This is a genomic window from Enterobacter cloacae complex sp. HYC074_NIDB (assembly GCF_056673345.1).
The window spans coordinates 3472364-3484340 of record NZ_CP114214.1; the positions used below are offsets into that span (position 1 = coordinate 3472364).

Here is an 11977-nt window from a genome sequence, read left to right on the forward strand (position 1 = left end):
CTCGCCATAATAAACTGATGAGGAGAGACACAGATGATTCGTCGATATTTCCTGCTTCCTGTATTTGCGCTGACGTCCTTTGCTGGCGCACTGGCCGCACCGTTAGATGGCCTGAGCGCTGCTGATGTTAATGGCCCGGCCGCCGTAGCGCCGCAGGAAAAACCCCAGCCGCCAGCAAAACTGATCGTCGACCCACCGCTGGCGGGACCGCTGAGTAAAGGTGCAGTCTTTATTCAGTACCGCGTCGAAAACCTGCGCATTGAACCTGTATTTGGACCCGACGCGCTGAAAGTCACTCCGCGTATCGGCCATATTCACGTTGTGGTGGATGACGCGCCCTGGCACTGGGCTGATACCAGCGGCGAGCCGGTGATCCTGGTCGGGCTGCCCGCCGGGAAACACAAGGTAACCATCATCGTTGCCGACCCGACGCATAAGCCCATCGACCATAAAACCGTTGAATTCACCGTGCCGCCACACGCCGCGGTTCACCACTTTTAAGGAGCCTGTTATGAAAGCATTGTCTGTATTAACAGCGGCGCTGCTGGCGGTTTCCACCAGCGCGCTGGCAGAGACGAAAGCCAGCGTGGTGCTGGTGCACGGGGCGTTTGCCGACGGCAGCAGCTGGAATAAGGTGATTACCCGGCTGCAAAAACACCATACCGAGGTCATTGCGGTACAACTTCCGCTCACGTCTCTGAAAGATGATGTCGCCGCCACGCAGCGTGCTATCGCCCGGGCTCATGGCGAGGTTGTGCTGGTCGGGCACTCCTGGGGCGGGTCGGTAATCAGCGAAGCGGGCAATAATGCGCGGGTGAAGTCTCTGGTTTACGTTGCCGCTTTTGCGCCGGATTCCGGCCAGTCGACCGCAGATCTGGCAGACAGTTATCCTGCTCCGCCAGGGAGCGCCAGCCTCGCTAAAACGTCAGAGGGGTATTTATATCTGCCGACAAAAGCGGTCAGCGAGAATTTTGCCCCTGACGTGAAGGACGTTGAGCGCAGCGTGATTGCCGCGACGCAAAGCCCTATTAAGGCCGATGCGTTTGGGGAGAAAGTCGCGCATGCCGCCTGGCATGACAAACCGAGCTGGTATGTGATCAGCAAAAATGACCGGATGATCAATCCTGAGCTTGAGCGCGCAATGGCGAAGAAAATCAACGCCAACACCACGGAGGTAGCGGCAAGCCATGTATCGATGGTCAGCCAGCCGGACGTCGTTACCCGTACGATTGAACAGGCGTTATCGGGTCAACATTGATAAAAAAGCCCGCATGATGAACGGTCCGACTTCGGGCCACGCCATCCTGCGGGCTTTATGCACTTCTGGCTCCTGCAACGGGGTTATGTGCGGTTTTGTCACAAACGCGCCTTCCCCCTCTCTTAACCATCAGAAGCTGTACGTCACCTTCAAACTTCCCACAGGAGACGTTTTTCGCTGAACAATTGGGCTATCGCCTGCCTCTCCCGTCAGTTGCGTAACGCCAGCTGCGGCAAGCAGGCTCCAGCGGGAGGTGAGCTTATGAGTCCAGTCCAGGTTCAGCGAATACGCATATAGTCCCGATCCGGCATCGTGTCGGGCAAAACCCGATGCGGCCGACTGGGCGGCATTCACCCCGTAATAGGTTTGCACGTACTTACTGGATCCCCAGCTACCGGTCAGCGCCAGCGTTAACGCATTTTTCGGAGATGTATAGAACGGGCTGGCAATGCCGAAATGCACAGCCTCACCATTGTCTCTCTCCGAAACCGGAACCTCTGCCTGCAACTGCACGGTCAGCCAGTCAGTCACCCTGTACCCCAGCCCTGGCACAACGATAGCTGAGCCTTTAATGTCACCCATTCCCCGCACGTCGTCGCTGCCGGAGGCGATCGAATCGCTGCTTACGTCGCGATCCTTACGTCCAGCGCGATAGCTCAGCGCTGCATTGTAGTCCAGGTTACCAAAGCTGTTGCCGTAGCCGATCCCCCGCGTGGTGCTGACAAAAAAACCATTTGCCATCGCGTAATCAACCACCTGAGCCGCAGAGACCCGGCTCTTGTCCGAACCGGAATAGCGTGGCGCAACATCCACGCCGCCTCCCAGGGTTAACACGTTGCCCTGGCGCTGATCTGCCGCCAGGGCCGTGGTAGCCAGTAACGCCAGGACGGCCCCTGGCAAGATGCTTTTCATGCTGCGACCGATGCGTGAACGGGGGAAACTATGACGCAGTGTGATGTTTCTCATTAAAGAAGCCCTTTGGATTCAGATAATTGCGATACAAGCGGTGTTAAACGCCAGAGCGCTCATTCTGAATACTCACCTTAAGGTTCTTATGAGCCGTAAATGAAGAAATGCTGAAGCAAGTGAAGGTTCTGTAAACCCTGAAGAATTCCTGATACCGTTTTTTCTTCAGTTGTTCTTCATGCACTGTTGATACAGTTACCAATGTGAAAATTCTACTAATTGAAGACGACCTGGATCTCGGCAATGGCGTACGTATCGCCCTTGCAGATCAAGGATTTGATGTCATATGGGTACGCCGCAAAGAGGATGCGCTGCATCAGCTTGGGATCTGCGTGCCGGAACTTATTTTGCTAGACCTGGGGCTGCCCGATGGCGATGGCATGAGCCTGATGACGCGCCTGCGTCAACAGCTTAAGGGCGTCCCCGTCATCATCCTGACGGCGCGAGGCACGCTACAGGACCGCCTGTGCGGTCTGGATGCAGGCGCAGACGATTATCTGGTCAAACCTTTTGTTCTCGCCGAACTGCTGGCGCGCGTGAGAGCCCTTGCGCGGCGCAGTTACGGTTTTGAAAATGAGGCAATAGAAATTCGCGGTTTGTCGCTTCATATTCCGACGCGTCGCGTAACGGTGAGCGCACGCCACGTTGAGCTGACGGCAAGCGAATATGCGCTGCTTGAAACGTTAATGCTGCGCGCCGATCGCGTGCTTACGCGACGGTATCTGGAAGAAAGGTTATTTGGCACGAAAGAAAACCTCAGCAACGCACTTGATGTGCATATGGGTAACCTGCGGCGAAAAATTGGCGATGGCTTTGTGCGAACGGTGAGAGGCGTTGGGTATGTCATTGATACCGTACCCGTTCAGAAGGCGGCAGGTTGATGCGTAATTTTTGGCACCACCTCAGGCTTCCCACACTGGTCAGGCGAATGCTGGTCGCCCAGATGCTGCTGCTTACGTTGCTCTGGTGTCTCTTTTTAACCTTCATTTTGCTGGAAGACCTGCGTAGTCCTCCCATACTGACGGGCAATGAGACTTACGAAACCGTTTTTTCCCTGGTAGAGAGCATGGACGATCGCCCGCAGGCGCGTAATGCCGTGCTGGCAGCGTTCAGCAAGGCGCTGCGGGAGGGCTATGGCGGCGGTGAAGACCCGGAGCTGTCCATCAACCTCATTGTTCGCAAGAATAACGAGATTATTTTTTCTTCGGATGGTGCGCCAACGGGGGTAAAAAATAGCCGTCTGGGGGTCATGCAGCATGTCCAGAGTGAGGACCATACATGGACAAGCCGTACCCTCAAATCCGCGCACTCCGACGTGGAGGTCACCCTTTTTACCCCTGCCGGTAGCTGGAATTTCTTTATCTATCTGAACTCGCGCGGCTACTACGTCATGCCGCTGATGATATGCATCCCTTTTCTTCTGTTCCCCGCGTGGCTGTCCATCCGCATCGCGATGCGCCCCTGGAACAAGGTGGTAGATGAAATTTCATTGCGCACGCCGGACGATCTCTCGCCTTTAAAAGCCGTCCCCAGACACAGAGAGCTTCGCCAGACGGTCGACGCGATTAATGACTTTCTGGCCAGGGTGCGGGAAAGCGCCGAAAGGGAAAAAATGTTTATTGCCGATGCCGCTCACGAACTGCGTACGCCTCTGGCCGCGATGCGGATCAACGTCGAGGCATTGCAGTCCTGGGTCATCAGCGAAAGCCAGCAGGAACTGCTTGCGGGCATTGTTCGCAGCAATAGCCGTGCTGCGCGTCTCGTCAATCAGCTTCTGCTGATGATGCACAGCGAAGCACACATCAGCACGGTGATGTCGCCTGTGCCGCTGACAACGCTTATTCAGGAGCGAATGGCTGCCCTGGAACCGCTGGCGTCCGGACGCAGAATTGAGTTTGAATTCTTCGCCGACGATGAAATCCATGTCGCAGGCATTCGGGAACGTCTGGTGTCGCTGATCGACAATTTAATTGAGAATGCCGTGAAGTACAGCCCCGAGGGTGGACGCATTGAGGTACAACTGCAATCGCGTGATAAGTGCGCTCAGCTGCGCGTCTCAGACGCGGGCCCCGGTATCCCGATTGAACTGCGGGAGCGCGTGTTCGACAGATTTTTCCGCGATCCTAATCAGACCCAAAGCGGGAGTGGACTGGGGCTTGCCATCGTCAAAGCCGTTACGCAGCAACACAACGGCAGGGTCAATCTGAGTACGTCAGCCGAAGGTGGTCTTATGGTGACCGTTGATTTCCCGAATCCGGCGTTCGCATGAACGTAAACCCGGCGCTACACGTCCTGACATGTGTCAGCGCAGCGTTACTTCACGTATGCCGCAGATTGCTTCAATAAAATTACCGTATTTGTTATATTGTTACTTACTGATTATTCACCTCTGCGGTGCCAAAAAGAACAAGATTCACCGCAACCCAGGACAGAAAAATGTTAGATTACCGCTTCCCGACAGCTTTGCAGATGGTTCTCAGCGTAGCGATGGCGGAGCAATCGGGTGAACGTTCGACGAGTGCAATCCTGGCTTACGGCCTGGAAGCGAATCCGAGCTTTATCCGCAAATTAATGGTTCCTCTCGCCCGCGACGGCATTATCGTCTCCACGCTTGGCCGCAACGGCTCTATTCATCTTGGCCGCCCGGCGGAAGAGATTACCCTGCGTGATATCTACCTTTCCGTCACTGAAGATAAAAAGCTGTGGGCGTCCCGTCCTGACGTCCCGGCCCGCTGCGTGGTCAGCGCCAACGCCTGCTGGTACTTCAAATCAATCGCTGATGAAGCGGAGCAGGCTTCGTTAGCGGTTTTAGCGCGCCATACCGTCGCCAGCGCGCTGGAAGAGGTGAAAAAAGCCGATACCAGCGGGTGCGATCCGGTGCCGGAACTCTGTACGCAGCATAAAAAAGCGCCTTAATCCTGACAGACTGCGAAAAAAAAGCCGCCTTCATTGTGAAGGTGGCTTTTTGCTATCTGCTACGTCCTACGCAGGCAACACCTCTCTTTCCGCTTTGCCGCGCGTCACGAACTTACGCAGCGTCACGTAAAAGACCGGCGTCAGGAACAGACCAAACAGCGTCACGCCCAGCATCCCGGAGAAGACGGTGATCCCGGTGACGCCGCGCACTTCTGCCCCTGCCCCGTGACCAAGGATCAGTGGAATAGTCCCGGCAATAAAGGCGATAGAAGTCATTACAATCGGGCGTAAACGCAGGCGGCACGCCTCCAGCGCAGCCTCCATGATGCCTTTGCCCTGAATTTCCAGCTCGCGGGCAAACTCCACGATAAGTATCGCGTTTTTACAGGCCAGCCCCATCAGCACAACCAGCCCTACCTGCACGAAGACGTTGTTATCGCCCCCGGTCAGCCAGACGCCGAACAGCGCGGAGAGCATCGTCATCGGCACGATGAGGATCACCGCCAGCGGCAGCGTCCAGCTTTCATACAGCGCCGCCAGCACCAGGAACGCCAGCAGCACTGCGACCGGGAAGACGATCAGCGCCGTGTTGCCCTGGGTGGCCTGCTGGAAGCTCAGGTCCGTCCATTCAATATTCATCCCGTTCGGCAGGATCTGCTTAGACATAGCGTCCAGCTGCGTCATCGCCTGCGCGGAAGAGAGCACGCGCGGGTCGGCATCACCAATCAGATCCGCCGCCGGGTAGCCGTTGTAGCGGATCACCGGGTCCGGACCGTAGGTGGTCGTGATGTTCACCATACTGCCAATCGGCACCATTTCGCCCTGGCTGTTGCGGGTACGCAGATTCGCAATATCTTCCACGCTGTCGCGGAACTGCCCGTCGGCCTGCGCCATCACGCGCCAGGTACGCCCGAACTGGTTGAAATCATTGACGTACGACGAGCCCAGAAAGGTTTGCAGCGTCCCGAAGAGATCGGTCAGCGACACGCCCTGCGCTTTCGCCTTATCGCGGTCAACCTGGACGTCCAACTGCGGCACGTTAGCCTGGTAGGTTGAGATGGGGAAATGCATCCCCGGCGTCTGCATAATCGCCCCGGACATGGTGTTCACCGCGTTTTGCAGCGCGCCATAGCCCAGACCAGCGCGATCCTGTATGTACAGCGAATAGCCCGACCCCTGACCCAGCCCTAAAATCGGCGGCGGCAGAATCGAGAAGCCAAAGCCCTGCTGGATTTGCGCGATTTTCGCGTTGATCTCCGCGTTAATTTCCGCCGCGGAATGTTTACGCTGGTCGAACGGCTTCAGGCCAAAGAAGACCGTCCCGGTGTTCGGCGTATTGGTGAACTGGAGCGCATTCAGGCCAGGAAACGCGACCGCATAATCCACGCCTTCGGTATTCATCCCGATTTCGCTCATTTTGCGGATCACCGCATCGGTACGCGCCAGCGACGAGCCTTCCGGCATTTTCACGCCGCCAATCAGGTACAGCTTATCCTGCGTCGGAATAAACCCGCCGGGAACGGCTTTAAACATCACCCCCGCAGCGCAAAGCAGCAGCAAATAAACCACAAACACCGCCCCGCGTCGGCCGAGCGTTTTGCTCACCAGCCCCTGATAGCCAGTCGAGCTGCGGTGGAAAAAGCGGTTAAACGGACGGAAAATCCAGCCGAACAGACGATCGATAAGCCGGGTCGGGAAATCTTTCGGGGCGCCATGCGGCTTCAACAGCAGCGCGGCCAGCGCTGGCGAGAGCGTCAGCGAGTTGATGGCGGAGATCACCGTGGAAATGGCTATCGTTACCGCAAACTGTTTGTAAAACTGACCGGTCACGCCGGAGAGGAACGCCATCGGAACGAATACCGCACAGAGCACCAGCGCAATGGCAATAATCGGCCCGGACACCTCACGCATCGCCTGATGCGCTGCCGCAAGTGGGGCGAGCCCCTCTTCGATATTTCGTTCGACGTTTTCCACCACCACGATGGCATCGTCCACTACGATACCAATCGCCAGCACCAGCCCGAACAGACTCAGGGTATTCAGCGAAAAGCCCAGCAGGTAGAGAATACTGAAGGTACCCACTACCGATACCGGCACCGCAATCAGCGGGATAATCGACGCGCGCCATGTTTGCAGGAACAGGATCACCACCAGCACGACCAGTACCACCGCTTCCAGCAGCGTTTGCACCACCGCACGGATTGAATCACGCACGAAGACCGTCGGATCGTAAGGTGCCGCCCACTTCATGTCTGCCGGGAAGCGCGTGGACAGTTCGTCCATTTTCGCGCGCACCGCGTTAGACAGATCGATGGCGTTCGCCCCCGGCGACTGGAAGATACCAATCCCGACCGCGTCTTTATTGTTCAGCTGGGAACGCAGGGCATAGCTCCCGGAGCCCATTTCAATCCGCGCCACGTCGCGCAGGCGGACGACCGTACCATCCTGCGTTGTTTTCAGGACAATATTGCCAAACTCTTCTTCGGTATGCAGGCGGCCCTGGGCGTTAATGGAGATCAGGAAGTCGCTCTCTTTCGGCAGCGGCTCGGCACCAAGCTGACCGGCGGAGACCTGTACGTTTTGCTCCTGCATCGCCGTGACCACGTCCGAGGCGGTCAGCCCGCGCGCCGCCACTTTATTAGGGTCCAGCCAGACGCGCATCGCGTACTCACCGGAGCCGAAAATCTGGATCTGGCCGACGCCGGGCAGGCGCGCCAGCTCGTCCTTCACCTTCAGCGTGGCGTAGTTACGCATATACAGTGAATCGTACTTACCACCAGGCGAAAACAGATGCACCACCAGCGTCAGCGTTGGCGACTGTTTCTGAGTCGTGATGCCCAAACGCCGCACGTCTTCCGGCAGACGCGCCTCGGCCTGCGCGACGCGGTTTTGCACCTGAACCTGCGCCTGATCCGGATCGGTGCCCGGGCGGAAGGTGACGGTAGTCACCAGCACGCCGTCAGAGCCCGCGACGGATTTCATGTACATCATATTTTCAACGCCGTTAATCGCCTCTTCCAGCGGTGTTGCCACGGTCTCAGCAATCACTTTCGGGTTGGCGCCCGGATACTCGGCGCGCACCTGCACGCTTGGCGGCACGACGTCAGGGTATTCGCTCACCGGCAGCAGCGGGATGGCGATTAATCCTGTGATAAAAATCAGAATCGACAGTACGGCGGCAAAAATCGGCCTGTCGATGAAAAAACGGGAAAAGTCCATGGATTGGATTCTCAGGTAAGGGATCAGTTGAGGGCGGCGCTGGCGGTCATGGCAACGGTTTTTGCATTAACCGGCATACCCGGCATAAACACTTTTTGTAAACCATCGACGATGACTTTATCCCCGGGATTCAGCCCCTGCTGTACGATACGTAAACCGTCGGCCAGACGCCCGGGCGTGATGTCGCGGCGCTGCGCTTTTCCGTCTTTATCCACGATATAGACGTATTTACGATCCTGATCGGTTAGCACCGCCTTATCGTCAACAAGCGTGGCTTTAAATTCCGCACTGCCCGGCAGGCGTACGCGGGCAAACAGTCCCGGCGTGAACTGACGCTGTGAGTTATCCAGCAGCGCGCGCATGCGGATGGTCCCCGTACCCTGCGTAAGCTGGTTATCCAGGAAATCCACTTTGCCCTGATGGGGATAGCCCTCTTCGCCCGTCAGGCCAATCTCCACCGGCAGCGCCGTGTGATTGCTGGACGCCCCCTGCCCGCTGCGGGCCAGTTTCTGATAGTGAAGGTAGGTTGACTCGTCCACGTCGAAGTAGACATAAACCGTCTTCTGCGAGACCAGGGTGGTGAGCACGCTGGCGCTGTCGCCCGCCGTCACCAGGTTACCGCTGGTGATCAGCGCCCGGCTGGCGCGACCGTCGATAGGCGCGGTCACTTTGGTGAAGTCAAGGTTAAGTTGCGCAGCGTCAACCGCCGCCTGCGCGGCGCGAATGTCGGCCTGCGCCTGAACGGCAGCCGAGCGACGCTGCTCCCACTCTTCCCGTGAGACCAGATGGGTATTGATCAACTTATCGGTACGGTTGGCTTCACTTTGCGCGAGGCTGGCCTGCGTTTTGGCTCTTGCCAGGTTCGCCTGCGCCTGTTCCAGCGCGGCGCGATAGGTTCGGTCATCGATGGTGAACAGCACCTCGCCCTTCTTCACTTCCTGGCCGTCGGTGTAATTCACTTTCTCAATGTAGCCGGACACGCGCGGACGCAGCTGAACGCTTTCCACCGCTTCAATGCGACCGTTAAAGCTGTCCCACTGGCTAATGGATTTCACCACCACGTCAGCAGCGCTGACAACGGGCGCTTGCGGCGCGGCATTTTGCGCGACGCTGTCATCGCACCCGACGAGAAGCACGGAGAGTAAAACCACCCCCATCGCGCTCAGATGAAAGTTACCCCAGGTTTTTTGCAGGCTCATTATTTTTATTCCGGTTATTGTAGCCGCCGGGCAAGACGCAGCGGGAGACGCCGCGCCACTTCCTTTGTCCGGTAGCTGGCTTAAGGCCATTTGTGTCGTTCATCGCCACAAAACTGTAACAGTTGCGAATACACTATTCGCGGCGATTGTAGGAAGGCGCTTAACTAAGTGCAAGGATAATTGTTGCACTTTATGTGCTATTTGCGGCAAAGGTAAATCACGTGTTTTGAGCAGGGATTTAAATGCAACATTAAAACTTGCAATTAATGTAAAAACGGGTCACCTTTAAGTGCAACAAACAAAGATGCTTTTTAATGCGTGGCGTAGGGGGAAGCAAGATGAACACGGGTGCATTCATTCACGATTTACTCGACTGGATCGACAACAACCTCGATAGCCGTCTGGACATTGATACCGTCTCCAGGCGAGCCGGCTATTCGAAATGGCACCTCCAGCGGCTTTTCAAAGAACATACCGGCTCCCCTCTCGCCGAATATATTCGCGCGCAAAAGCTGCAAAAATCGGTTGAGCGCTTAGCCCACAGCGATGAACCGATTCTGAACGTGGCGATCGCGCTGGGCTTTGACTCTCAGCAGTCCTTCAACCGCAGCTTTAAGCGTCAGTATGGTCAGGCGCCAGGGGCATGGCGACGCAGTATCGGCTGCCGTGGATCCCGGCAGATGAGCCAGTAGCTCACGTCCCGTTCGGATATCAGCTACAAAAGAAAAACCCTCTGTAAACAGAGGGTTTTATCAGTCTTACCTGCTTATAACTTCGCAGGAAAGGTTATGGGCTTACTCCCACTCGATCGTCGCCGGTGGCTTGCCGCTGATGTCATACACCACGCGGGAAATGCCGTTCACTTCGTTGATGATGCGGTTAGACACGCGGCCTAAGAAGTCATACGGCAGGTGCGCCCAGTGCGCGGTCATGAAGTCGATGGTTTCCACCGCACGCAGGGAAACAACCCAGTCGTACTTACGTCCATCGCCCATTACGCCTACAGATCGAACCGGCAGGAACACGGTGAACGCCTGGCTTACCTTGTTGTACAGGTCAGCCTTGTGCAGCTCTTCGATGAAGATCGCGTCCGCGCGACGCAGCAGGTCGCAGTACTCTTTCTTCACTTCACCCAGCACGCGCACGCCCAGACCCGGACCCGGGAACGGGTGACGGTAGAGCATGTCGTACGGCAGACCCAGTTCCAGACCGATTTTACGCACTTCGTCTTTGAACAGCTCGCGCAGCGGTTCCACCAGACCCATCTTCATCTCTTTCGGCAGGCCGCCCACGTTGTGGTGAGATTTGATAACGTGCGCTTTACCGGTTGCGGAGGCCGCAGACTCGATCACGTCAGGGTAGATAGTGCCCTGCGCCAGCCATTTCACGTCTTCCAGCTTCAGCGCTTCTTCGTCGAACACTTCCACGAACACGCGACCGATGATCTTACGTTTCGCTTCCGGATCGTTCTCGCCTTTCAGCGCGTCCAGGAAACGCTGCTCGCCTTCCACGTGAACGATGTTCAGACCGAAGTGGTCGCCAAACATGTCCATAACCTGCTTCGCTTCGTTCAGGCGCAGCAGGCCGTTATCCACGAAGACACAGGTCAGGTTTTTGCCGATGGCGCGGTGCAGCAGCATCGCGGTCACAGAGGAGTCCACGCCACCGGAGAGGCCGAGGATCACTTTGTCATCGCCAACCTGCTGGCGGATACGCTCCACGGCGTCGTCGATGATTTTTGCCGGGGTCCACAGGGCTTCACACTGGCAAATGTCACGCACGAAGCGCTCCAGCATGCGCATACCCTGACGGGTATGGGTCACTTCGGGGTGGAACTGCACGCCGTAGAAACGTTTTTCTTCGTTCGCCATGATGGCGAACGGGCAGCTTTCGGTGCTGGCAACGGTCACGAAGTCGGATGGGATGGCGGTGACTTTGTCGCCGTGGCTCATCCACACGTCCAGCAGCGGCTTGCCGTCTGCGGTCAGGGAGTCTTCGATACCGCGCACCAGCGCGCTGTCGGTGACAACTTCAACCTGTGCGTAGCCGAACTCACGCTCGTTAGAGCCTTCTACGTGGCCGCCCAGCTGCATCGCCATGGTCTGCATACCGTAGCAAACGCCGAACACCGGTACGCCCGCTTCGAACACGTACTGCGGCGCGCGCGGGCTGTTCTCTTCGGTGGTGCTTTCCGGGCCGCCGGACAGGATGATGCCGCTTGGATTGAATTCGCGAATCTGTGCTTCCGTGACATCCCACGCCCACAGCTCACAGTAAACGCCCAGCTCACGCACGCGGCGCGCCACCAGCTGAGTGTACTGAGAACCAAAGTCCAGGATGAGAATGCGATGTTTATGAATGTTTTCCGTCATTGACGCTAATTCCGAGGCAAGTGAAACAAAACAAAGCGCCCGGCATT

The 11977-nt window shown here is 56.9% G+C and carries 10 protein-coding genes; 6 read left to right on the forward strand and 4 right to left on the reverse strand.

The annotated features are described in order from the left end of the window. Window positions 1-33 precede the first annotated feature (33 nt). Together O1724_RS16835 and O1724_RS16840 are read left to right on the forward strand one after the other, a co-directional pair. Window positions 34-501: a DUF6130 family protein gene (locus tag O1724_RS16835; protein WP_003860582.1), complete on the forward strand. Its 468-nt coding sequence runs from the start codon at window positions 34-36 to the stop codon at window positions 499-501. Window positions 502-511: 10 nt separating this feature from the next. Then, window positions 512-1258, forward strand: a complete 747-nt coding sequence (locus O1724_RS16840) for an alpha/beta fold hydrolase (protein WP_058659067.1) — start codon at window positions 512-514, stop codon at window positions 1256-1258. A gap of 129 nt (window positions 1259-1387) precedes the next feature. On the opposite strand, the gene O1724_RS16845 is transcribed toward O1724_RS16840, so the two are convergent. Beyond that, window positions 1388-2224 (reverse strand): MipA/OmpV family protein, encoded by an 837-nt coding sequence (locus O1724_RS16845; protein WP_126296759.1) that lies wholly within the window; start codon window positions 2222-2224, stop codon window positions 1388-1390. Window positions 2225-2427: 203 nt separating this feature from the next. On the opposite strand from O1724_RS16845, the gene O1724_RS16850 reads away from it, so the two are divergent. The 3 genes from O1724_RS16850 (at window position 2428) to oqxR (ending at window position 5140) form a co-directional block, all read left to right on the forward strand. Beyond that, complete coding sequence (locus tag O1724_RS16850) at window positions 2428-3105, forward strand: response regulator (protein WP_022651566.1); 678 nt, start codon at window positions 2428-2430, stop codon at window positions 3103-3105. Then, window positions 3105-4493, forward strand: a complete 1389-nt coding sequence (locus tag O1724_RS16855) for a sensor histidine kinase (protein WP_032609820.1) — start codon at window positions 3105-3107, stop codon at window positions 4491-4493. The genes O1724_RS16850 and O1724_RS16855 overlap by 1 nt, the downstream gene beginning before the upstream one ends. A 167-nt stretch (window positions 4494-4660) precedes the next feature. After that, a complete protein-coding gene (gene oqxR, locus O1724_RS16860; RefSeq protein WP_003860591.1) occupies window positions 4661-5140 on the forward strand; it encodes an efflux pump transcriptional repressor OqxR in 480 nt (159 codons plus the stop codon). A gap of 66 nt (window positions 5141-5206) precedes the next feature. Here oqxR and oqxB read toward each other — a convergent pair whose 3' ends face one another. Both oqxB and oqxA read right to left on the reverse strand, forming a co-directional pair. Continuing rightward, window positions 5207-8359, reverse strand: a complete 3153-nt coding sequence (gene oqxB / locus O1724_RS16865; RefSeq protein ID WP_126296760.1) for a multidrug efflux RND transporter permease subunit OqxB — start codon at window positions 8357-8359, stop codon at window positions 5207-5209. Window positions 8360-8382: 23 nt separating this feature from the next. Then, complete coding sequence (gene oqxA, locus O1724_RS16870) at window positions 8383-9558, reverse strand: multidrug efflux RND transporter periplasmic adaptor subunit OqxA (protein ID WP_003860596.1); 1176 nt, start codon at window positions 9556-9558, stop codon at window positions 8383-8385. Window positions 9559-9896: 338 nt separating this feature from the next. On the opposite strand from oqxA, the gene O1724_RS16875 reads away from it, so the two are divergent. Beyond that, window positions 9897-10250 (forward strand): helix-turn-helix domain-containing protein, encoded by a 354-nt coding sequence (locus O1724_RS16875; RefSeq protein ID WP_003860597.1) that lies wholly within the window; start codon window positions 9897-9899, stop codon window positions 10248-10250. A gap of 102 nt (window positions 10251-10352) precedes the next feature. Here O1724_RS16875 and guaA read toward each other — a convergent pair whose 3' ends face one another. Beyond that, on the reverse strand, window positions 10353-11930 hold the full coding sequence (guaA, locus tag O1724_RS16880; protein ID WP_003860599.1) for a glutamine-hydrolyzing GMP synthase: 1578 nt from the start codon (window positions 11928-11930) through the stop codon (window positions 10353-10355). Between the last annotated feature and the right edge of the window lie 47 nt (window positions 11931-11977).